The organism is Photobacterium sp. ABD4_091 (assembly GCF_056160145.1).
This window is the reverse complement of the sequence record NZ_JBSWWQ010000001.1, coordinates 1,266,580-1,290,123: the sequence shown is the minus strand read 5'-3', so window position 1 is coordinate 1,290,123 and position 23,544 is coordinate 1,266,580. Positions and strand designations below refer to the sequence as shown.

General features: G+C 54.2%; 18 protein-coding genes. 14 read left to right on the top strand and 4 right to left on the bottom strand.

Annotation, left to right across the window (positions count from 1 at the left end; all coding sequences use genetic code 11):
- Window positions 1–84: 84 nt before the first annotated feature.
- Entirely contained in the window at window positions 85–1,203 is a 1,119-nt protein-coding gene (locus ACXAGQ_RS05910) for a pyridoxal-phosphate-dependent aminotransferase family protein (protein WP_475252534.1), read from the top strand.
- Window positions 1,204–1,256: 53 nt separating this feature from the next.
- On the opposite strand, the gene ACXAGQ_RS05905 is transcribed toward ACXAGQ_RS05910, so the two are convergent.
- A complete protein-coding gene (locus tag ACXAGQ_RS05905; RefSeq protein ID WP_475254675.1) occupies window positions 1,257–3,014 on the bottom strand; it encodes a PglL family O-oligosaccharyltransferase in 1,758 nt (585 codons plus the stop codon).
- A 103-nt stretch (window positions 3,015–3,117) separates the two neighbouring features.
- Window positions 3,118–5,946 (bottom strand): excinuclease ABC subunit UvrA, encoded by a 2,829-nt coding sequence (gene uvrA / locus ACXAGQ_RS05900; protein WP_475252532.1) that lies wholly within the window; start codon window positions 5,944–5,946, stop codon window positions 3,118–3,120.
- 268 nt (window positions 5,947–6,214) lie between these two features.
- On the opposite strand from uvrA, the gene ACXAGQ_RS05895 reads away from it, so the two are divergent.
- From ACXAGQ_RS05895 to ACXAGQ_RS05870, 6 genes are all read left to right on the top strand, one after another.
- Entirely contained in the window at window positions 6,215–6,769 is a 555-nt protein-coding gene (locus ACXAGQ_RS05895; protein WP_475252530.1) for a single-stranded DNA-binding protein, read from the top strand.
- A gap of 223 nt (window positions 6,770–6,992) precedes the next feature.
- Window positions 6,993–7,850, top strand: a complete 858-nt coding sequence (locus ACXAGQ_RS05890) for a HesA/MoeB/ThiF family protein (RefSeq protein WP_475252528.1) — start codon at window positions 6,993–6,995, stop codon at window positions 7,848–7,850.
- A complete protein-coding gene (locus ACXAGQ_RS05885; protein ID WP_475252526.1) occupies window positions 7,851–8,573 on the top strand; it encodes a hypothetical protein in 723 nt (240 codons plus the stop codon).
- 32 nt (window positions 8,574–8,605) lie between these two features.
- Window positions 8,606–11,158 (top strand): efflux RND transporter permease subunit, encoded by a 2,553-nt coding sequence (locus ACXAGQ_RS05880; protein ID WP_475252524.1) that lies wholly within the window; start codon window positions 8,606–8,608, stop codon window positions 11,156–11,158.
- Window positions 11,159–11,168: 10 nt separating this feature from the next.
- Entirely contained in the window at window positions 11,169–11,948 is a 780-nt protein-coding gene (locus tag ACXAGQ_RS05875) for an outer membrane lipoprotein-sorting protein (protein WP_475252522.1), read from the top strand.
- 11 nt (window positions 11,949–11,959) lie between these two features.
- Window positions 11,960–13,198 carry a DUF1302 domain-containing protein gene (locus ACXAGQ_RS05870; protein WP_475252520.1) on the top strand — a complete coding sequence of 413 codons (1,239 nt, stop codon included), beginning with the start codon at window positions 11,960–11,962 and terminating at the stop codon, window positions 13,196–13,198.
- Between the two features lie 86 nt (window positions 13,199–13,284).
- Here the strand turns inward: ACXAGQ_RS05870 and ACXAGQ_RS05865 are convergent, their stop codons facing one another.
- Window positions 13,285–13,995 (bottom strand): helix-turn-helix transcriptional regulator, encoded by a 711-nt coding sequence (locus ACXAGQ_RS05865; RefSeq protein WP_475252518.1) that lies wholly within the window; start codon window positions 13,993–13,995, stop codon window positions 13,285–13,287.
- A gap of 143 nt (window positions 13,996–14,138) precedes the next feature.
- Window positions 14,139–15,041: a LysR family transcriptional regulator gene (locus ACXAGQ_RS05860; RefSeq protein WP_475252516.1), complete on the bottom strand. Its 903-nt coding sequence runs from the start codon at window positions 15,039–15,041 to the stop codon at window positions 14,139–14,141.
- Window positions 15,042–15,292: 251 nt separating this feature from the next.
- Here ACXAGQ_RS05860 and csrD point away from each other — a divergent pair, with 251 nt between their 5' ends.
- The 7 genes from csrD to ACXAGQ_RS05825 all read left to right on the top strand — a co-directional run bounded on the left by csrD (window position 15,293) and on the right by ACXAGQ_RS05825 (window position 23,543).
- On the top strand, window positions 15,293–17,263 hold the full coding sequence (gene csrD, locus ACXAGQ_RS05855) for an RNase E specificity factor CsrD (RefSeq protein ID WP_475252514.1): 1,971 nt from the start codon (window positions 15,293–15,295) through the stop codon (window positions 17,261–17,263).
- Window positions 17,264–17,391: 128 nt separating this feature from the next.
- Window positions 17,392–18,885, top strand: coding sequence for a PilN domain-containing protein (locus tag ACXAGQ_RS05850; protein WP_475252512.1), 1,494 nt, complete (start codon window positions 17,392–17,394; stop codon window positions 18,883–18,885).
- Window positions 18,882–19,517, top strand: a complete 636-nt coding sequence (locus ACXAGQ_RS05845) for an MSHA biogenesis protein MshJ (protein ID WP_475252510.1) — start codon at window positions 18,882–18,884, stop codon at window positions 19,515–19,517. The genes ACXAGQ_RS05850 and ACXAGQ_RS05845 overlap by 4 nt, the downstream gene beginning before the upstream one ends.
- On the top strand, window positions 19,510–19,839 hold the full coding sequence (locus ACXAGQ_RS05840) for an MSHA biogenesis protein MshK (protein ID WP_475252508.1): 330 nt from the start codon (window positions 19,510–19,512) through the stop codon (window positions 19,837–19,839). Before ACXAGQ_RS05845 ends, ACXAGQ_RS05840 begins: the two co-directional genes overlap by 8 nt.
- 17 nt (window positions 19,840–19,856) lie before the next feature.
- A complete protein-coding gene (gene mshL / locus ACXAGQ_RS05835) occupies window positions 19,857–21,533 on the top strand; it encodes a pilus (MSHA type) biogenesis protein MshL (RefSeq protein WP_475252506.1) in 1,677 nt (558 codons plus the stop codon).
- Between the two features lie 3 nt (window positions 21,534–21,536).
- A complete protein-coding gene (locus ACXAGQ_RS05830; RefSeq protein WP_475252504.1) occupies window positions 21,537–22,379 on the top strand; it encodes an ExeA family protein in 843 nt (280 codons plus the stop codon).
- Between the two features lie 3 nt (window positions 22,380–22,382).
- Window positions 22,383–23,543: a tetratricopeptide repeat protein gene (locus ACXAGQ_RS05825; protein WP_475252502.1), complete on the top strand. Its 1,161-nt coding sequence runs from the start codon at window positions 22,383–22,385 to the stop codon at window positions 23,541–23,543.
- Window position 23,544 lies beyond the last annotated feature (1 nt).

Genomic DNA, 23,544 nt, shown 5'->3' with positions numbered 1-23,544 from the left:
AATTAACCTATTGCTGATATAGTCAATCAGTACCTTACAATAACGATTGACTGTCCATGCTTACCGCCAGGGAGGAAAACAATAATGACCATTGGTAGCTTCTACCCACCACAACGAACCTTGATGGGACCCGGCCCGTCTGATATCTATCCGCAGGTACTGCAGGCGCTGAGCCGTCCGACCATCGGGCATTTAGACCCGCTATTCATCGGTATGATGGATGAACTCAAACAGCTGCTGCAATATGCCTTCCAGACCCAGAATACCTTTACGATCGCGGTCTCTGCCCCGGGCAGTGCCGGGATGGAAGCTTGCTTTGTGAACTTGGTCGAGCCTGGCGACAAGGTGATTGTCTGCCGCAATGGTGTGTTTGGTGACCGGATGCGTGAGAATGTCGAGCGCTGCGGCGGCGTTGCTGTGATGGTCGATAATAATTGGGGCGAGCCGGTTGATCCCGGTTTGGTCGCCCAGGCACTGGAAAGCAACCCAGATGCGAAAATCGTGGCCTTTGTCCATGCCGAGACCTCTACCGGTGCACTGAGCGATGCCGAGGCGATTGCCAAACTAGCCCGTGAGCATGACTGCCTGACAATCGTGGATGCGGTTACCTCGCTAGGTGGCGTCCCGTTGCTGGTGGATGAGTGGCAGCTGGATGCCGTGTATTCAGGCAGCCAGAAATGCCTGTCTTGTGTTCCGGGATTGTCGCCACTGACGTTCTCCGAAAAAGCGGTGGCTAAAATCCAGGGCCGCCAGGCCCCGGTACAGAGTTGGTTCCTCGACCAGAGCCTAGTCTTAGGCTACTGGAGTGGTGAAGGCAAGCGTAGCTATCACCATACTGCGCCGGTCAATAGCCTGTATGCCCTACATGAAGCTTTGGTATTGCTGCAAAACGAAGGGTTGGAAAATGCCTGGCAGCGCCACAAAGATGCCCACCTAGAACTTCGTGAAGGTCTGGAGCAGTTAGGCATTGAGTTTGTGGTGGATGAAGCCCACCGCCTGCCGCAGCTGAATGCGGTTTATATTCCTGATGGTATTGATGATGCCGAGGTAAGGAAGACCTTGCTCGAGCGCTATAACTTGGAAATTGGGGCTGGCCTTGGGGCTTTGGCAGGAAAAGCCTGGCGTATCGGTTTGATGGGGTACGCCGCCCGTAGTGAAAACGTTGCCTTGTGCCTGCGTGCACTGGAAACGACCCTGAAGTAATTCCGCCATGCTGGAATAATAAAAAGGCTACCGAGAGGTAGCCTTTTTTGTCATTAAGGTGCTGGTTTACCCGCTTCGCTATCTGCTGCTTGCGCCTCTTCTATGGCAGCCAAGGCAAACTGGTGTCCAGGGTAGAGATACTGTGCCTCATCGAGGATCTGGGCGGCATGTTGATCTTGTTCCAGTAGCTTATATGCAGTGATCAAGTTTTGGTATAGATCAGGGCGAGGCCATTGTTTGGCTTTTTGCTGGGCCCAGTTGATGTATTCCTGGATCAATACCGGGTTCTCGCTGGAGATGCCAAGCCGCAGTTGGGTGAGGTGCAAATCCCATTCGAAGCGGTTTTGCCACGCCCATGGATTGTTGACCCGCAGCAGGTAATCCACATTGGCCGGGTGGCTGGTTTCGTATTTGGTAAGCTGGGCACCTGAATAGAGGGTCGTCACCATAAAACCGGTAGTGATCAGCGGCACCATCAGCACCAGTGCCCGAATCGATAGGATATAGTCCATCCGCTTCTTGTAGTACTTGGCCGTCAGGTTATCGACCCAGTATATCAGCAGGATGAAAACCACCCAGTGGACCAGTGAATGATAGAACGGGTACTCCAGTTGGGAATGCAGCACGATAGGAAAAAACAGGCCGACGAGTGCCAGTTGGGTACCTTCCCTAGCTTTTTTGATTTTGAGGAACACGGCTGCTGCGGCTGCTAACAGTGCAAGCAAGGGAATAATCCCCCCTTCGGCAGCCCAGAATACCAGCTCGTTGTGCGGATGGGTGAGGGCAGGCATACCTGCTGGGTTGCTTGGATTTTCGTTGTGCCATCTGGCTGTCTGGGTAATGTAGCTGACCTCAAACGTGCCGTATCCGTAACCGGTCAAAGGTTCGGCGAGGAACATATTGACCGCTTGCGGGATATGCATCGCACGGGCACTGACTAAACTCAGGCGGTTTTCCTGAGGTGACCAACCTGCTGAGCTGTTGATGTGCCAGGAAACACTGAGCCCCAGAGCTATCATCAGCAACCACATTCGCCATTGTGCCTTGGCGGCAAAGCGGCGCAGATACGGAATCAACAGCAGGGTGCCGACCACGGCACCGAGCCAGCCTGTGCGCGAGCTCAGGACAACCAGCAGCGGCAGGGTGACAACCGGTGTCAATAGCAAGAAACATTGCTGCCAGCTCCACTTTCCCCGATACATAGGGATACGCGCCAGCAGGTAGCCAGAGAGCACTAGGCCGGTGGCGAGAAAGCTGGCCATGACGTTGGGCTGCTGGAAAATACCGTAGGGGCGGTTGGCGACGGTGTCGTAGCCGATAGGGTTGCCCGGTTCGAGGAGCATGAACTGTACCCAGCCAAAGCCTGATTGGATCCAGACGGCGGCAAGGACAAACCACAGCATTCGCTGGCGCCGCTTGTGGTTAAACGAAAATTGCTGTAAGCCAACGAAAAAGAGCAGGCCGGCCCACAAGCCAAGTAGCCTTGGCAGGCTCTGGCCGACATCGGCATTGGGGTAGAACACCGGAAGGGTAAGCAGGACGCAGCAAACAGCCAAGACAATGGTCAACCGCGAGTAGCGCCATACCCGCTGGCGGCAAATTTCCAATAGGCCAAAGGCAATGGCAAAGCTGAACGGGATCCAGCTCATCGTGTTGAATGAGAGCTCCAGCCCGGAGCCGCCGGGATTATGCTGGAAGTAATGAATCGCGAGCAGGAACAAGATCCCGAGAGACACCAAGAAGGGCTTTATCATCGGCTTGCTGATCCCTTTCTCGGCAAGGTTGGTGCCTTTTACATATAACACTGTCATGGTGGTTGCGCGGATCTCACTGTCGTAATCAAACAAAACCGGGCTTGAATGCAAGCCCGGTTTATCGTCGTCGCTTAGGTTGCCAGAGCTATTGTACTGGCGTTCACTCCGGCAGCAAAGGCTTGAGGAAGCGTGCAGTATGCGATCCTGCGATCTGCGCCACTTGTTCTGGCGTGCCAGTTGCAATGATTTCACCACCACCGCTGCCGCCTTCCGGGCCAAGGTCGATGATCCAATCGGCGGTTTTGATCACATCGAGGTTGTGCTCGATCACCACGATGGTGTTGCCGTGGTCACGCAGGCGATGGAGGACATTGAGCAACTGCTGGATATCATGGAAGTGCAGGCCGGTGGTCGGCTCATCCAGGATATACAGAGTCTTGCCGGTATCGCGCTTGGACAGTTCGCGCGCCAGTTTGACCCGCTGTGCCTCACCGCCCGACAGCGTAGTCGCCGCCTGGCCCAAACGAATGTAAGACAAGCCAACATCTATCAAGGTCTGCAGTTTTCTTGCAATAGCCGGAACCGCATCGAAGAACTCGCGGGCGTCTTCGACCGTTAGCTCCAATACTTCGTCGATGGTTTTGCCCTTGTAGCGTACCTCCAGCGTTTCGCGGTTGTAGCGCTTGCCCTTACAGGCATCACAAGGCACATAGACATCCGGCAGGAAGTGCATTTCTACCTTGATAACGCCGTCGCCCTGACACGCTTCACAGCGGCCACCCTTGACGTTAAAGCTGAAGCGGCCCGGTTTGTAACCACGTGAACGTGATTCCTGGGTGCCGGCAAACAACTCACGGATCGGGGTGAAGATCCCGGTATAGGTGGCCGGGTTAGAGCGTGGCGTACGGCCAATCGGGCTCTGGTCGATATCAATGACCTTGTCGAAGTGCTCGAGATCTTGGATATCACGATACGGCGCAGCCTGGCCTGATGTCGCCCCGTTGAGCTGGTGGTGGGCGATTTGGAAGAAGGTATCGTTGATCAGGGTCGATTTGCCCGAGCCGGATACCCCGGTAATACAGGTTAGCAGGCCGACAGGGATCTCAACATCAACATCTTTCAGGTTGTTACCTGTTGCACCGAGCAGCTTGACAGTTTTTTCTGGATCCATAGCTACCCGCTGCTCCGGTATCGCAATACATTTCTTGCCGCTGAGGTACTGGCCTGTCAGCGAGTCGCCGTTGGCGACGATATCGGCCAGCTTGCCTTCGGCAATCACATTACCGCCATGGACACCGGCTCCCGGGCCGATATCGATCACATGGTCGGCCATCCGGATAGCATCTTCATCGTGCTCGACCACAATCACGGTATTGCCGAGATCGCGCAGGTGGGTCAGGGTTTTGAGCAGGCGCTCGTTGTCGCGCTGGTGGAGGCCGATTGACGGCTCGTCCAGTACGTACATCACGCCCACAAGGCCTGCACCGATCTGGCTAGCCAAACGGATCCGCTGGGCTTCGCCGCCAGACAGGGTTTCTGCGCTGCGGGACAGGTTGAGGTAGTTCAGGCCGACATTGACCAGGAAGCTCAGCCTGTCATTGATTTCCTTCAGGACTTTCTCGGCGATTTTGGCTTTTTGCCCGGTCAGTGCCAGTTGCTGGAAGAAATCCATCGCTTCGCTGATGCTCATCTCGCTCACGGTCGGCAAGGTGGTATCGGCAATAAAGACGTTGCGGGCTTCAAGGCGCAGGCGCGAGCCGCCACAGCTGCTGCATGGTTTGGTCGAGACGAACTTGATCAGGTCTTCCCGTACCGAGTTGGATTCGGTCTCGCGGTAGCGGCGCTCCATATTATTGAGGATCCCCTCGAACGGATGGCGGCGTACCGTGATATCTCCCCGGTCATTGATGTACTTGAACTCGATATCGGTCTTGCCCGAGCCGCTGAGGATCACGCTTTGGACTTTTTTCGGCAGGCTATCGAATGGTGCTTCGACATCAAAGCCATAATGCTCAGCCAGTGACTTGAGCATCTGGAAGTAATAGAAGTTGCGCTTGTCCCAGCCGCGGATTGCTCCGCCAGACAGGCTCAGCTCGCCATTTTGTACCACGCGCTCAGGGTCAAAGAATTGCTGCACCCCCAAGCCGTCACAGGTACCACAGGCACCGGCCGGGTTGTTGAAAGAGAATAGGCGTGGTTCCAACTCCTGCATGCTGTAGCCACAGTGCGGGCAGGCAAAGTTGGCCGAGAACACGATCTCTTCATGCTCGCCGTCGGTCATCGGGCTGACAACCACGGTACCGCCAGACAACTCCAGTGCGGTTTCGAAAGATTCGGCCAGGCGCTGCTGCAGATCATCGCGGACTTTGAAGCGATCCACTACAACTTCGATGGTGTGCTTCTTGTGCAGTTCCAGCGGCGGTGGATCGGACAGATCACACACCTCGCCATCGATACGGGCGCGGATATACCCCTGCGCTGCAAGATTGGCCAAGGTTTTAACGTGTTCACCCTTACGCTCTTTGACGATCGGTGCCAGCAACATCATCTTGCTGCCTTCCGGCAGTTCGAGCACTTTGTCGACCATCTGGCTGACGGTTTGGGCGGCTAACTCTACATGGTGGGTCGGACAGCGTGGCTCACCGACACGGGCGTAGAGCAAACGCAGGTAATCGTAAACCTCGGTAATGGTTCCGACCGTAGAGCGCGGGTTGTGCGAGGTCGACTTCTGCTCGATGGAAATCGCAGGGGATAGCCCCTCGATATGGTCGACATCCGGCTTTTCCATCAGTGACAGGAACTGACGGGCGTAGGCCGACAGTGATTCGACGTAGCGTCGCTGTCCTTCGGCATACAGGGTGTCGAAAGCCAGAGACGACTTTCCCGATCCCGACAGGCCGGTGATAACAATCAGCTGATCCCGAGGCAGCGTGAGGGAAATGTTCTTGAGGTTATGGGTACGGGCACCCCTGACTTCAATGTTATCCATATCGATGAGCTTTATTGACTAATTTATGACTGCGGCATTATTGCACAGGGCTCAGAGCCTTGAAAGAAAAAGCTGTATAAAAACACAGTGAGCTGGTTATAATAGCACCATTGTGTGTCACTTCTTCGCGTGGCTGTTTGCTGTATTTTACTCGGATTCAACCCTGTTCGATCAGGGGTGAAGCATGATAGACTGCGCGATTAAGTATAAACTTTCAATAACGGTCGCTGGCCTTTTCCCAGCACCGATAATGAGATCGGAGTGAACTATGGCCAGTCGTGGCGTAAACAAAGTTATCCTTGTCGGTAACTTGGGTAATGATCCGGAAATCCGTTACATGCCAAGTGGTGGTGCAGTAGCAAATATTACCATTGCCACTTCTGAAAGCTGGCGTGACAAGAACACTGGCGAGCAGCGCGAGAAAACTGAATGGCACCGTGTGGCTCTATTCGGCAAGCTAGCAGAAGTCGCTGGTGAGTACCTGCGCAAAGGTTCTCAGGTATACATCGAAGGCCAACTGCAGACGCGTAAGTGGCAGGACCAAAGCGGCCAGGACCGCTACACAACAGAAGTTGTGGTTCAGGGCTTCAATGGCGTTATGCAGATGCTTGGCGGCCGTCAGGGCGGTGGCCAGGGTATGGGCGCACCAATGGGTGGCCAACAACAGCAGCAAGGTGGTTGGGGTCAACCTCAGCAGCCTGCAGCGGCACCTCAGCAGAACTTTGCCCCGCAGCAACAGCAACAGGCACCTCAGCAGCAGGCTGCACCTCAGCCTCAGTACAATGAGCCGCCAATGGATTTCGACGACGACATCCCGTTCTAAGCGAGCCGCGAACTAAGAGTCAGATTTGACTCCTAATCAGAAAACCCAGCTTCCATGCTGGGTTTTTTGTACCTGCCGTATCTGCCCATTCATCTTTTAGTTATTAACTTTCATGGCTTTACCTCTTTTTTGAAGATTTCACCTGTCCTTTTGGGCAGTTGAGGGCGAGCCCTATTTCGCTAACATCTTGCGAAAATAACAAACATGTCAGGTTAGGCTAAAAATGAAATTTGAAGAGTTCTACACGGAGTTTACGCTTCGCAATCACGGGTTTATTTCCGACCAATTACAACAACGTATACAACAGGCCAATGTGCTTGTCGCAGGGTGTGGCTCTACCGGGGGAGGTGCGATCGAACTTCTGGCAAGAACCGGCTTTATGACCCTCTATCTTGTAGATAATGGCGAATACGAGCTCAATAATATCAACCGCCAAAGGATGGATATCGAAGATATCGACAAGAATAAAGCGGCGGCGCATGCGGAAAAGGTTGCGAAGATAAACCCGAATCTCACCATAGAAGTTGATACTCAGGGGATCACTGCGGATAACGTTGAGTCATTTGTCTCCCGTTCGGAAATCATCGTAGACGGGGTCGATGTGACGACGACCAAAGGGCTTGAGGCAAAATACCTGCTGCACGAGACGGCCAAGAAGTACCGCAAACCCGTTATTTCCGGTTACGACATGGATGCCACCCAGTATGTCGCGATTCACGACTACCGAAATAGCGATGAACCTATCTTGCGCGGCCGGGTCAGTCTAGCAGATATCGCCCAGTTCGATCCGCTGACGATCTGCGTCATGCTGATCACGCCGGACTATTTGCCGCTAGGCATATTGGAAGAGCTCGAGCGTCATGAGAACAAACAAAAAGACTTTATTTCCCAGCTAGGTATTGCGGCCAATTTATTTGGTGTGATTGCTGTTGCTGCCGCGGTGAAAATACTCGATAACAAGCAGCCTGCCAGCGACATCTACATTGACATGTGGGAACAACTTGGGGTGTATCAGCCGCAAGACTTGGTGAAGCGCGATCTGTACCGCGATGTTTGGAGAAATAAGCTAGGGGCAAAATAAATGGAAAACTACCAATTGTTTGTTCTTGATCGAGTCAGTTACTCCGAGCTAAACACTTTTGAAGAAAATATTTTGGGGTCGTTGTTAACATTAAGAATAAAGGGCTATTTCGATTTCCACGGGCACAATGTGATGCCTGTGGACCCGCACGATCATTACTGTACCAATTTGCTGCTGTGCGAAAAAAAGGGTGATGAATATTATCCGCTCGCCTGTGCAAAAGTCATTAAATACAGTGATTGCGAAGCACGTGGATTGAAATTCCCGCCCGTTGATATTTTGGAAAACTCGCAAAATAAAGAAGCCTTGGCCAGCGTCAATAAACTGATAGCGGACGCCAGCGAGGCCGGGGAGGATATCACTTATGATTGCTCCTTTACGATTTGCCCTGGCAAAAGGGGCAACCATAACTCGGCTCAGGTAGCGAAGTACCTACTCGCGTCTTGGCTAAGCTACCACCATAACTGCGACATTAACCAGTTTATTCTCTCGGCGACAATCAAAACAAAAACAGACCGGACATTTTCCCGCCTAGGCTGCATTCCTGTCTGCAGTGATGCTTTTTATGAGCTCTACAGCATTAACTATGAGCAGGCATTGATGATGCACTTTGACGATTATTCTCCGCAGGCGAAGCGGTGGATAAAGGATGCCTGCACCCTGTGGGAAAACAGGATTGAAATAGGGCAAACCGAAACCAAAAAAGCACTCGATGTTGCCTGAGTCATGAATAGTGAAAAAGGAAAAGTAAAGAAATGGATATTTTGACCCGCTACTGCCAATTGGTCGCCGCGCGCTACCGGTTGTTTGTTGCCGGCGTCGTGATGATAACCCTAGCCATGGTTTATATGACGACACACCTCGGCATTAATGCGACGCCCTATTTTCTCGAGCCATCCCATCCTAGCCGGCTGGCCGATAAACATCTGAAGGAAACCTTTACCGGCAGTGGCGAAAACCTGATGGTTGCGACGGTGACCGAGCAGCCATCTATTTTCACCCCGGAATCTCTGGCAGAGCTGCACCGCTTCACGCTGGCGCTGGAGCAGTTGTCGCTGACAACTGCCGCAGATGCTGAGGCAGTGCATCAATACTTGGTTGAGTGGGAAGGGCTGGGTGCCTTGAACCAGGAGGCCAAGTCCCTGAAAGCCAGGCTGGAGACCTACCTGGGCGGCAGCCAGAGCGCGGCCCCGTTCAGTGCGACTGATTACAGCCAGCTCAAGCGCTTAAAGGATCAGCTTGGGCACAATGGTTTGCTGACACTTGAGCAGCAGGCTAGCTACAGCGATTTCTTGATCCGGGTTGCGCCGATCCACAAAGTACGTAGTATCGTGCGTATCGAAAGTGTGACGGCTAACGGCGACGAGCTGGATATTCACCCTATGATGTTCCAGGTGCCTGAAACTGAGGCTGGTATTGCGGCGCTGAAAGAAGAGGCGAATGCCAATCCGCTATTAAGGAATATCCTGTTCTCCGACAACCCTCAGGTTATCAACACCCTAGTTGAGCTAGCGATACCACAGGATGATGCGCCGAACATGCGCCGTATTTACAATGCGATTTCAGCCTTGGTTGAGCAAGATGGTTACAATAACAGCTACCACTTGGGCGGTCCCCCTGCCATTTTTGCCCAAACGTCGGCCACCATGGAGAATGACAGCAATACCTTTTTCCCGGTCGTTTTTGCGGTAGTGATGCTGCTGCTGTACATCTTGTTCCGAAATGTCAGGAATATGCTGCTGCCGGTGCTGGTCGCGGTGATCAGTGTGATCTGGACCATGGGCACGATGGCGATTTTTGGGGTGCAGCAAAATATCGTTAGCACCATGCTGCCTGTTTTTCTTATTGCCATTGGGGTCGCAGACAGCATCCACTTCCTGTCTGAATACCGCTCCCGAGCGCAGAAAGGCGAAGAGCGCCCTGTTGCTGCGGTCGTCGGCGTACTGTTCAGGCCGATGCTGATGACGTCGGTGACTACTATGGTCGGGTTCTTGTCCCTGACTTATACGCCGATCCGTTTTATTCAGGAATTCGGTATCTTTGTCGCTGTCGGGGTGGGTTACGCTTTTGTGATCACTATGGTATTGCTACCGGCACTTCAGTTCTGGCTCAAGCCGGAGAAGGTGACGAGCCTCAAGAAGTCCCCGCTGATGACGGGGTGGGTCAAGGGCAATGTTAACCTAGTCGTGAACCATCCGCGCCGTATTTGGTTTGGCGCTGCCCTTGTCTTTGTCTTCTCCGTCGCTGGGATCACCCGCCTTACCATCGACAATGAAATGATTGGGTATTTCTCCCCGACCACCAAGGTGTACCAGGACAATGAAGTCTTCAAGCATGACTTGGCTGGGGGCGGTGTGATTGAGTTTATCGTCTCGGCGGAGCAGGCGGATTACTTCAAGCAGGCTACTGCTGTCGAAGGGCTGGAGCTGGCATCGCAAAAACTCAAGGGCTTACCTTATGTGGGGGATGTCTATGATCTGCCCGCTTTCATGAAGCTGATGAACAAAGCGCTTCATGGTGATGATCCAGCGGCTTACCAATTGCCGCAGGGTGTAGAGGACATCTATGCCCAGTACCTGTTCCTGTACGAAAACAGCAACGGCGATGAAATCTTCAATGTGGTCAGCGAGGCCGGTGACGAAGCCAGGATCATCGTCTTTGTCCGCTCGGACAAGACCTCGGTGATGGATAACATTTCCAGCACAATTGTTCCGTTTATCGAGCAGCAGCTTCCCGGTGTCAGCGTAACGCCGGCCGGTTTCGGTGAAGTCCTGATCGCGACAAGGGATGAAATCATTTACAGCCAGATTTCCAGCCTCCTGCTGTCGTTTGGTTTTGTCTTCCTGGTACTTCTGGGGCTGTTCCGTTCGCTGGCTTATGCTGTGATAGGTATCGTCCCGTTGCTGCTGACGGTAACAATTAATTTCGCCATCATGGGCTGGAGCGGGCTGTTCCTCGATGTGGGGACGGCCATTGTCGCGCCGATTGCGATTGGCATCGGAGTGGACTACGCCATTTACTTCATCAATAGTTGCCGCCGGCAAGGGGCAGTTACTGCCGAAACCCTGCAGAATACCTTGAGCCACCTGTATCCGCCGATTGTATTTAATACCTTGGTGCAGGGCTGTGGCTTCCTGGTACTGGCCTTATCAAGCCACCAGGCATTGATCAACCTGGGGATCCTCGTGTCATTGACCATGCTGGTGACTGCCGTTGTCACTCTGCTGATGCTGCCATCGATCATGCTGTTGCTGTTTGGCGACAAGCAATCATCGGTAACGCCAGCCGAAGAAGCCACGGTATCTTGAGGAGAAAGGGATGCATAAGACAATAATCGCCGTTTGGTTTGGCATGTTTACGGCAGCTGCCCAAGCCGCCGATCCCAACGCATTGATGGAGAAGGTGAAATGGCGTGAGGACGGGGTGTCCCGTACCGCTGCAGTCACCCTGTGGCTGACTGATGACCGTGGCAATGAGCGTCAGCGGGAGGTGGCTTTCATTGAGAGGGATCGCGACAATATCCGCGAAACCAGGCTGCTGATCCAGCAACCACTCGATGTGAAGGGAACGGCAATCTTGCTCAAGAGCGATGCTGATAAGGTTTCTTCGGAGGATGATATCTGGCTTTATTTGCCAGCGCTGAAGAAGGTCAAGCGACTGTCGGCAGCGAATAAGCGAGGCCGCTTTGTGGGCTCTGAGTTCAGCTATACCGATCTTGAGTGGCTGCGGGTCGAGGATTTCAGCTACCAGCTCTTGGCTGAAGAGACCTGGCAGGGGGCGCCGGTATACAAGCTTGAAGCCTTGCCGGTGGCACCCGAAGTGATAAAGAAAACCGGGTATAGCAAGAAAGTACTCTGGCTGAACCCGGCCTACGACATGATTGTCAAAGCGGTCTACTTCGATGAGCGCGAGCGTGAGCTCAAGACCATGCAGGTGGATGAGATCAGCAAGCACCAAGGCTATTGGACGGCGATGGTACAAACCATCCATAACCTCCAGTCAGGCCGGACGACGAAGATGGTCGTCAATGAGATTGAGTATGACACTGCCATTCCAACCAAGCACTTCAAGCAGCAGAACCTAAAGCGTGCACTATGAGTGGATCAAGGATGCTGTTTTGTCGAAGCTTGTTCGTTGGCGTTGGATTGTGGGCAGCTGCTGCAGAGGGGGGAGAAGCCTGGCTGGAAGGCCAGTTTGATCTGAGGGCCGGCTACGGCACCAGTAGCCATCAATGGCAAGAGCAGAAAGCCCAGCTGCAGTTGGCCGCTCAATGGGAGAGCGATAGTATCGGTAGTTTCAGGCTCGCAGGGCTGGGGGTGTATGATCATGCCTACAGCCGTTCGCAGTATGATGGGACGCCGGCCGAGGATCTCCGCAACGACAGCGAGCTCAAGGAGGCCTACTGGCTTTACGAGGGGGATAACTATGCCCTGACACTCGGCAGCCAGCAAGTCACCTGGGGTGAGGCTGACTACTATCGGGTGCTGGATATCATCCACCCCCTTGATGTCCGCTATTACCTGCTCAATTACATCGATGATTTTGCGCTGGCCAAGCAGTCCCTGGCCATGGCTAACCTCGAATGGTTCGGTGACGAATGGACCCAGCAATGGCTGTGGATCCCTGAGTTCAAGGAGACGCTGCTGCCGCCGTCGATGAGCCGCTTCGCCTCCCCGAGCCTGGAGCAGGTCTATCAGGTTTCGCAGGGGCTGGCGGAGGATCAGCCAGCTGAATTCTCGTTCGAGGACTCATCTGCCGGGGTCCGGTTAAACCGTGGCTTCGACTGGGCGGATTTGGCTCTGTATGGCTACTATGGCTGGAATGGTGATCCGGTCATCGGCAGGGAAGTGACCTGGCAAAGGAGGACCATGCTTGGCCTATCCCTGTCACGCCCGGTTGGCTCATGGGTCTTGCGCAATGACAGTGCGGTATGGCTGGATGACGCGGTGGGTTTTGACGGCAGCCATATTGTCGAACGAGACCGTGCCCATATATTGCTCGGGGCTGACTTGGTGGAAACATCATACAGTGTCAGCCTGCAGGCTTACCAGGCATGGGTTATTGATCCTGCTCCGGATGCTCAGCTTCAGGTCCCAGCCCATGAGCTGGCTGTTTCCCTGTATGGTGATTACCGCTTGCTCGGTGATGATCTGATGCTGAGTGCGTTGGTATTGCATACTTTCGACACGGAAGTTGGCTTGGTGGAGCTCAAAACAGAATACCGCTTGCGGGATGACATGGTGCTGTCGGCGCTGCTGGATCTGTTTTGGGGCGACGGTGAGCACACCCTGCTGGGAGGCTACCAGGATCAGAACCAGCTGACGGCAAAGATCAGCTATTACTTCTAGTTGCCGGCTAGAATTAGCGGGAGGGTATATCATTCCTTAGCCCGCCAGTGTCAGGGTTGCGAGTGATAATGTTGCTCGTGCCGGGGTTAATGATCGATCAACCGGAACTGGATAGCTTTTGCCAGGGCATGGGTCCGGTTGGACGCGTTAAGCTTGTGGCATAGGTTCTTGATATGGAACTTGACGGTCCGCTCGGAAATCGACAGGATTTTGCCTATCTCCCAGGTCGATTTCCCTTCTTTTAGCCACTGCAGTACATCATATTCCCGCGGGGAAATCTTTTCGTCCAGCTCAAAGGGGCTGCGCCGGATTGCCTCATGTAAACTGGGCAGCAGGTATTTGACGATTTCGGAAAAAATTTCCGATGCCTCGTTACGGCTGCACTCGAGTGTCAATACGGTATTGGTACTTTTGCCGGGGGAAGAGAATGACGCGATCAGGTTCTCCTGCCCCAGGATACCAAAATCACACTTCCCCGTGTGGTTGAGCCAAAAGGGCTTCTGCTGGTTGAGTGCAAAGTAGAGATCTGGATTGTTGAGCAGATACTCCGGCGGGGCTGGATCTGTTTGTACATTGTACTGGGTGTTTTTGCTCACCACTTTCAGATCGTATGCCGATGGCCGTTGCGTGGCCTGTGTGTTGGATGCGAGATGAATTAATGTCGCCTTTTCAAAGGGAAGTAGCTTGTGCATGGTATCAAAAATTGCATTGAACTCTTCGTCTTTGTTGACATGCACAAGTGCCATATTCAAATCGAGAATCGCTTGCATCTCTGACTTTCTAATTTGCTGCTGCATGATAGACATCCTGTCTCTTTCGTTCCTGAGCCAATTATATGGCAAGGATGCATTGATAGAAGAGCGCAGCGGCGGCTGGCAAATGTTTCCTGCCTTTAAAAGCAAACCTTCCGACTGACTTCACAGTCTGTTGAAACTGATAATCATATTACCCTGCTGCTGGCATCTACCGGGTTGGACTTAGCCTTGATAAAGTCAATGAAGAGCTTGGTTTTAACATGGTTGTAGTCAAGTTTTGGGTAGTAGGCATAGGCTGAATTGACGGGTTGTTTTAGCTTAGGTAATACCGGCACCAGCAAGCCTTTGCTGAGCTCGCGTTTGACCGTGTTTTCCCCCGCTAGGATGATCCCCATGCCCGCCACGGCAGCGGCAACCAGCGCTTCCGGGTTTTGGGTGGTTAAGTTTCCCTTGAGCCGCAGGCGAATATCGTTTTCGAACAGGTGCTCCTGCTCGTGGCCGTGGGTGCCGTACATCAGGCAATTGTGCTGGGTGAGTTGCTCTGGTCTTTCAATTAGCGGCTTATCGTCTAGATAAGACGGAGAGGCATAGAAGCCATTGGTGTAGTTAAACAGCTTGGTGGCAATGTAGCTCGATGAATTGAAGTCGGCCAGCTCCTTGCTGATGAACACATCCAGGTTGAGATCCGGTAATTGGCCAGGGGTAATGGTATGCAGCTCGACCTGGATATTGGGGTATTCCTCGATAAACTCGGCCAGGTAGTTGACCAGCAGCCGGCTCCCTACGGCAAGCGGCGCGCCAATCCGCAACACCCCGCTTACTTCGCCATAGGTTGAGGTCGTTTCAGCAAGCATCTGCTGCCAGTCATCCAGCAGGCGGGCACTGCGCTGGTAGAACAGGCGGCCGGCATCGGTCATGGTCAGGCTGCGGGTGGTGCGCTTGAGCAACTGTACCCCTAACTGCTTTTCCAGCCAGGCGAGCCGTTTCGACAGCGCCGAGCTGGACGTGTTGAGCTTGGTCGCGGCCTGGGCGAGGGAGCCTTGGTCTACCACGGTGACAAAGCTTTTGGTACAGGTGATCCAATCCATGTTGTCAATTACCTTAATCGCGCTGGAGGGGTGCCGAAATTGCCTTTTCTCTACATTACCATGAGTTTATGTCCGTTCAGACTGTTTCTGAATCTGTTGGGTTTTAAAAAATTGTTAATTTGTCGACTTTGGCACTGACAGCATGATCAATAGAATGGTATTTTGCTTGCAATATACAACCGTACTTTGGCTTGGCGATGATGTCTGTTGGCAAGGTATCTGATTGACTAATTGAATATTTTTGGCTGCTTATGAGAAAAGCTTCAGGGATGCGCCTAACCAACCGGTTGGTTGCCTTCGTCACTTTAATTGTGATTTGCGCGATTTTCGTCATATTTATCGGCGGGGCGGTAAGTTTTCGCAAGTTGGGACAGGATTACCTCACCCATTACCTGGATGGGGTCGTGGAAGTGATCGATCAGGAGCTGGCCGATCCGCAAGGCTCCCAGGCCATTTCGCGTTGGCTGCCGAAATTGCTCAAGGCCAGCAATGTAGTCGAGCTGGAGGTAGGCAGCACGGCAGGCGTGGTGTATTCCTTCCAGGGGCTTCAGCCGCTGACAGACCGGAGTATTCTCCATGAGAGCCGGTATGATCTCGAGCACAACCCCGGCTTCACCGTGACCATGAAGTCGATCCCGCCCTATACCGAGTTTACTTATTCTATCGGGGCGATGTCTTCGATCAGCCTGGCGATTGCCATCATCATCCTCGGGCTGGTCTGGGGAATGGACTGGCTCCGCCGCCAGCTGCATGGCTCCGAATTGCTTGAGCACCGGGGGCGGCTGATCTTGGCTGGCCGGGTCGAGGACAACGAAGTGGGCGATGAGCGGGAATGGCCGGCGACTGCCAGCCTGGCGCTCGACAAGATGATTGCCGAGCTGAAAGATGCCCGCCAGGAGCGAAGCCGGTTTGATACCTTTATCCGCACCCATACCTTCCTTGATCAGCTGACTGGCGCGGCGAACCGGGTACTGTTCGACAGCCGCCTGCAGTCAATGCTGCAGGATCAGGAAACCCATGGTGCGGTGATCCTGATCCGTATTACCGACTGGGAGGAGCTGCTGGCCGAGAAGGGCAAAGCCGAAGCCGACGAGCTGATCCAGGATGTTGGCGGGATCTTGTCTAATTTGATCCAGCGCTATCCTGATACCGTGCTGTCGCGCTACTTCGATGCTGAGTTTGCCATCCTGCTGCCACAGCAGCCGGCCAAAGAGGTCAAGCAGTTCAGCCATGCGATGATGAATGCACTTGAGAGGCTGTCACCACCGGATCCCTTGGAGCCGGATAACTGGTGCCATATCGGTGTGACTTACTGTGCCAGTGGCGAACGCCGGGGCCGGATCATGGACGAGGCGGATATGGCCCTGCGCAGCGCACAATTGCAGGGCACCAATAGCTGGTATGCGTTCAAGAAGGATCAGCAGTTTGAAGATGCCCGTGGCAGCGTACGCTGGCGTACCCTGCTGGATGCGATCTTCAGCAGCGGCGGCCCGGTGTTGTACCAGCAGCCGGTTCAGCTGGTTGATGGCAGCCCGTTGCACCGGGAGCTGCTGTCACGGATCAGGGATGAGAATGGCATGCTGATCAAAGCCTCCCGTTTCCTGACCGCTGTCGAGCAGGTCGGCTTCAACGCTCGGATGGATCAATGCGTGGTGACTAAGGCGCTGCATATGCTCAAGAGCGAGCCTATCACCGAGTCGATTTCGGTTAACCTCAGCGTCGAGGCGCTGCTTGAGAAGAATTTCGTCAAATGGCTGCGGGATGAGCTGCTGCAGACCCCGCGTACGGTGCTCAACCGCCTGTCGTTTGAAATTCCTGAAGGGGGGCTGGTCAAACACCTCGATGCCATGCGCCCGGTGACCCGGATGTTGGTTGGGCTTGGCTGCAAGCTGGTGGTGGACCAAGCGGGAAGGACTATTGTCAGCACCCACTACATCAAAGATATCCGTGCCGACTACATCAAGCTGCACCGTAGCTTGGTGCGGGAGATCAACTTGCGCCAGGAGAACCAATTATTCGTCAGGAGCATGCTGGGGGCTTGTGCTGACTCCGATGTTCAGGTGATAGCGGTCGGCGTAGAAAATGCCAATGAATGGCAGGTTCTTAAGCAGTTAGGGGTAAACGGTGGCCAGGGCCGGTATTTCTCACCTGAAATTTCTGCAGAACATGAGTCTGAAAGTAAGAATAACACACGGAAATTGTTTGGAAAAAATACAAATTAGAGCAAAAAAATACTATTCATTAAGGGAATTATCATTATAATGGTCAAAATATTGACACAGTCTTGTCAAGAATTCTGAGTACCTGCAATTTTTCCTGATATAAGCCCGTTAATCCCAAGAAGCCTGAAATGATAGTAAATAAATTGTTTAGGAAGAAGACACATTCTCCTGCGGTGGGGATAGCGCTGTTCTCCGATAGCGTGGCCTTGGTGTATCAGGAAAATAAAACCTGGGTCACCGATGAGCTGCCTGTTTCCGGGCTTGTCGGGTGGCCAGATGCGATTAAGTCACTGACTGAAAAGCACCAGCTCAAAGGTGCGGAGCTGCGCCTGGTGTTGGGGCATGGCCTTTACCAGAGCATGTTGATTGATAAGCCGGAGCTGCCACGGGAGGAATACCCGACAGCCCTGCCGTTTTTGGTCAAGGAGCTGGTCAATGAATCACCGATGGAGCTGGTGGCAGATGGCTTTGTTGCACCGCTTAAAGATCGCCTGCAGGTGTTCTCGACCCAGAAAAAACAAATCGAACAGCTGGAAAAAGCCTGCCGTGAGGCTGGTTGTGAGTTGCTGTCTGTGTCTGCCGAAGAAGTGGTATGGGGGCAATTGACTGCCTTTGAGCGCAGTCAGTTGGTGCTGCACCGCCGCGGCAAGAGTAATTTGCAGCTATCGGCTTTCAAACAACAAGTGCTGTGCTTCCAGCGCCAGCTGCGCGGTTTCGGCGTGCCATTGCTGGCAGCGGATGAATCGCAGGCGTTGGAAAAAGGGCTGCAGCTTGACGGTTTGGCGCTGGAGCTACAGCGATCGCTGGACTTCCTCAGTGCCCAGCTGCGCGATGCCCCGGTCACCCAGCTGCTGATCTCTTGTGACGACGATGATGATGCCGAGTTGGCCCTAGCCCTGAGCCAACGCCTGAATGTTAAGGTTGAGGCGGTCACGCCCTGCCACCCGTCCTTGGTTAGCAATGCCACCCGTGTTGCCTATTGTGCTGTTATCGAGCCAGAGCATATCGGGATCAATTTCTACAGTGATGCCCTAAAGCCCAAACTCGACTTGCTGACCCTGCCCAATCTGGTAATGAGCTGGGTTGCGATCGGTGTGGTGCTGGGAGCGCTGGCGGGCTGGTTCAGCTGGCAGGGCTATCAACAGCAACAGGATTTGGCTGCAGAGCAGCAACGCCTGCAGCAGAAAACCACCGAGGTCGAAAGGGCCAAAGCGGCCTTGGCGAAGAAATTGCCGAGCCAGATCAAGGTCGAAGCCGCCAATGGCTTGGAGCAGCATCTGGCCGATAAAAGGGCTGCCCTAGAAGCCATTGCTTTGCATGACAGCAGCCTGCAGGTTGGCTATGCCGGCATGATGCAGCAGCTGTCGGCGGCAGCCAGTGGCGATATCTCCGTCCAGCACCTCAGGGTCAGAGGACCGCAGCTCAACCTGGAAGGCTTGGCCCGTACGCCGGATTCCGTGCCGGCCTGGCTGCAGCAGTTTAAGCAATACCCGTCGCTGTCGGACCGCCGCTTCAAATTGATGTCCCTGGGGCGGGATAAAAAGAATATCGTGACTTTCAAATTGCTGGCAGAAAGAGACCAGCCGCCAGTGCAGGCGCTGACCGCGGGGGGAGCACAATGAAACAGTGGCAAACCCTATGTGACAAATTTGACCTGCTGACCCAGCGGGAGAAGTGGCTGATCGCGATATCGGGCTGGGTGGCATTGCTGTTTGTCGGCTTTGTGGTCGTGATTGAGCCCCAGGTTAAAGCGCTGGATGCAGCCAGGGGCCAGCTTCAGTCGGTGAAAAACGCACTGGTGACCAACTCCAACCAGCTGCTGGTGATGGAGCGCAAGCTCAAGGCCGATCCTGATGCCGAGGTTGACGAGCAAATCACCTTGCTTGAGCAGCAAAGTGCTGAACTGGATGCCCAGCTGGATGGTCGGGTTGCGAGTTTGGTGACCCCGGCACAGATGTCGTCACTGATGGAAAAGGTGCTCCAGCATTCGCGTCAGCTCAAGCTGCTGGCGCTGGAATCCCTGCCCCCCGTCCAGTTAGTCGGCGGGGAAGACCAAGGCTACTACATTCACCCGGTCAGGCTGACATTACGTGGCCGCTATTTCGATTTGATCCGCTACCTCGAGCAGCTCGAAGCGCTGCCGGTCCAGTACTACTGGCGTAGCCTGGATTACAAAGTGACAACCTACCCGTGGGCCGATATCCAGCTGGAAGTCTACACACTCGGGGCAAGCGAGGATTTTATTGGTGGTTAGATTAGCAGTGATGGCTATGGCATGGCTGGTAATGTCATTGGCAGCGGCACAGGCGGCGCAGGATCCGACAGCGCCACTGGGCTGGCAGGCACCGGCAGCCAAGGCAGCGCCATCGCGGGCACGCCTGCCGCAGTTGCAGGGCATATTTTGCGATCAGGATGGCCAGGCATGCCGGGCGATTCTTAACAGTGTGTCGGTCGGGACCGGCGGGCGGATCAGCGGTTATACCTTGAGCCAGGTGACGGATGATTTCGTCATCCTGCAACGGGGTGGTCGGCAGTGGCGACTGGATATGTTCGCCGATAACGTAAAGTCAGAGTAGAACAAGAAGTGGTAAACATGCGTGGATTAATAATAGCCGTTGTCATGGCTTCCCTGGCAGGATGCTCGACCAATATGGGGCACCGTGACCCGGTGGAAATGAAAGGTGCCCTCAACCAGGCCGCCAACGAAGCGAACAGCCGGCCTCTGATGGACTTGCCGGCGGCAGTCAGCAATGATTTGATGCCGGGCCTTGACGGGATGGACTATGCCAGCCAGTCCGTGCTCGAGAAGCGCTTCCGGGTCAATGCCCGCAATGTCGAAGCCAAAGCGTTTTTCGGCAGCTTGGTGAAAGGTACCCCGTTCAACATGGTGATCCACCCTGAAGTTCAGGGTCGTATTTCCCTGACTCTGCGAGATGTCACTTTGGATGAAGTGTTGTCTGTGGTTTCCGACATCTACGGCTATAACACCACCCGCAAAGGCAATATTATCCAGGTTTTCCCCGCGACGTTGCGCACTGAAGTGATCCCGGTTGACTACCTCCAGCTACAGCGCCGCGGCGTCTCCCTGACCACGCTGACAACTGGCTCTATCACCAATAGTGATACTGGAAACTCGGGTAGCTCCGGTAATAGCTCGAACAGCAGCAATAACAACAGTAACAACAACAGCGGCAGCAACAATAACAGTTCGAGCACGACCACCGGTGGCACCACGATCCAGACCACATCAGAAAGTGACTTCTGGGCCCAGCTTGAGAAAGCGGTTCAGGCGATGATTGGCAGCGGCCAGGGCCGCAGCATTGTGGTCTCACCGCAGGCAAGCTTGATCTCGGTCCGTGCCTACCCGAACGAATTGCGCGAAGTTAAAGAGTTCCTTGGAGTGTCTCAAAAACGCCTAAAACGCCAGGTGGTGCTGGAAGCCAAGATCATGGAAGTCACCCTGAGTGATGGCTACCAGCAGGGCATCAACTGGAGCAATATCACCAAAACAATCGGTGGGACTGAGATTATTTTTGGCCGCGGTGACATTAGCAACGGCAATATCCCGACCTTGCCGGGGGCTGACCCGATTGCAGCCCTGCTCGGCGGCCAGACCAACATAACCATTTCTGATGGCAACTTCGATGCGGTTCTGAGCTTCTTGGATACTCAGGGTGACCTGAACGTGCTATCCAGCCCGCGCGTGACTGCGGCCAACAACCAGAAAGCGGTGATCAAGGTCGGTAGCGATCAGTATTTCGTGACCGATGTGTCCGGCGGTGAAGTTAACAGCGACGGCGGTACGGCCTCGCCGGATATCGAGCTGACGCCTTTCTTCTCGGGGATTTCTTTGGATGTAACGCCGCAGATTGGCGATGAAGGTAGCGTACTGCTGCATGTGCATCCTGCGGTGATCGATGTTGAAACCGAGATCCGTGACATTGCACTGGGCGAGACGTTCGGCACCTATCAGCTGCCGCTGGCCAAGAGCTCTATCCGCGAATCTGATTCGGTGATCCACGCCCGCTCCGGCGATGTGGTGGTGATCGGCGGTTTGATGAAATCAGCAACGTCGGATCAAGTATCGAAGGTGCCGCTGCTGGGTGATATCCCGATGCTGGGCCACCTGTTCCGCAACGTGAACAAGCTGCAGACCAAAACTGAGCTGGTGATCTTGCTTAAGCCGACCGTGGTTGGCGAACAAACTTGGCAGCAGGAAGTTGAGCGTTCCCGCGCGCTGATCAACGAGTGGTTCCCTGAAGAGGGCTAAACCATGTACCTCGGGCATTTCGCTATGGTGTCAGCGCCTTTTGGCCTGACACCCAACACCCACTTTTTCCATGCCTTGCCGCCGCACCTGGAAGCGATAGATACCACCTTGGCGGCGCTGGAAATGGGCGAGGGGATTATCCAGATCGCCGGGGAAGTGGGTACCGGAAAAACGCTGGTGTGCCGGATGCTCATCAACCAGCTCCCTGAGCATTTTGAACTCGCCTACCTGCCAACCCCGGCAGAGAGCGGCCCGGCGCTGCGGGTTGCCCTGTCCCGGGAGTTGGGCTTGGCAGGCGAGGGAGACAACAGCCTGTTGGCTGACCAACTGCAGCAGGTGCTGCTAGCCCGCAAGGCGGCTGGCAAAACCGTCGTGGTGCTGATCGATGAAGCCCAGGCACTGCCTGATGATGCCCTTGAGGCAATACGGCTGCTGGGCAACCTGGAAACTGAGCAGGAAAAGCTGCTGCACATCGTGTTGCTCGGACAGCCTGAGCTCGATAAGCAGCTGGCTCGACAAGAGCTGCGCCAGTTCCGCCAGCGCATCACCTTTCGCTGTGAATTAAGGCCATTGAACCTGGCTGAAACCGTCGCCTATATCGAGCATCGTCTGCAGACAGCAGGCGTCGATAAAGAAGTGTTTGCCCTGCCGCAGGGCAAGGCAATCTGGCAGGCCAGTGGTGGCATTCCTCGACTGATTAACCAGCTGTGTCACAAGGCGTTGATCGCCGCATACAGTGAAAACAAATTGACGGTTGGGCGTGATGAGGTACTCGTGGCTATCCGCGATACCTTGGGTGCGCGCCAGCCAAAATGGACATACCCGGTACTGTGGGGATGGCAATAAACCATGAGTGAACTGAACAAAAAGCTGAGTGCGCTAAGCCGCCAGCAGAGCCTACAGAAAGGTATGGCATACAGTGATATCAAACCGGCAACCATCAAGCCGGTAAAGCAATCCAACCTCAAACCCTGGGCAGCACTTGGCGTGCTGGGCCTTGGTGCTGTGATGGGTATCGGCGGCTGGCAGCTGTGGTCGAGTGACAATACTGTCGGTGAAGTCGTGATGGCGGTTAGCCCTGTGGCTCCAGCAGAAGCTGCTTCAGTGCCATTGGCCGAAGAGGCGCCGGTTATTGCAGAAGTATCCCTTGAAAAGGTTGAGCCCAAAACCACGGTAGTTGCTGCTAAACCAGTAGCCAAAGTTGAACCTAAACCCGCTCCCGTACATCAGCCAGCAAAAGCGCCTGTTGCCCAAGAGACTGTTGCTAAAGTGCCTGTTGCTAAGGTGACGGCTCCCAAAGTGGCTGTCGTTGAAGAGCCAGCTGTTTCCGAGCCAGCAGTGACTGCGAGTCATGGCACTGAAACTTATGAAATTAACGGTATGGAAATGGCGGACGGTGAAGAGAGCTTGATGATTGAAACCGTCGAACTCGATGCTGGCCAGCTGGCCCGTATTGAATACAAAAAAGCGGAAAAGGCGTTAAAACAAGGCGATAGCCGCAAGGCAATTAGCTACTTGGAGTCAGCCGTCAAATACAACCCGGAATGGATCACTGCCCGCCAGAAACTGGCAGCACTGTATTACGGCCGGGGGGAAACCCGCCGCGCAATGGCGTCCCTGCAGCAAGGTCTGGCGTTGGACTCGGGCCAGCCAGAACTGCGTTTGACCATGGCAAAACTACTGGTGAATGAATCACAGCAACAGGCGGCATTGAGTGTGCTCAGCCAGATGCCGCCTTATACCCATAGCGGTTATTTGGCGATGCGTGGCGCTTTGGCCCAGCAGCTTAACCAGAATGATCTGGCACTGAGCAGTTACCAGAACCTGGTAAAAGCCGAACCGTATGACGGCCGTTGGTGGCTGGGTCTAGGCGTTGCCCTCGAGCGCGGGCAGGACTTGGCGCAGGCCGAGGAAGCCTACCAGCAAGCATTGCGCATGGGGCAGATTTCCGGTGCCACGCAGCAGTTTATTCGCCAACGCCTAGCCGTGCTGGCAAAAAGTAAGGGGTAAC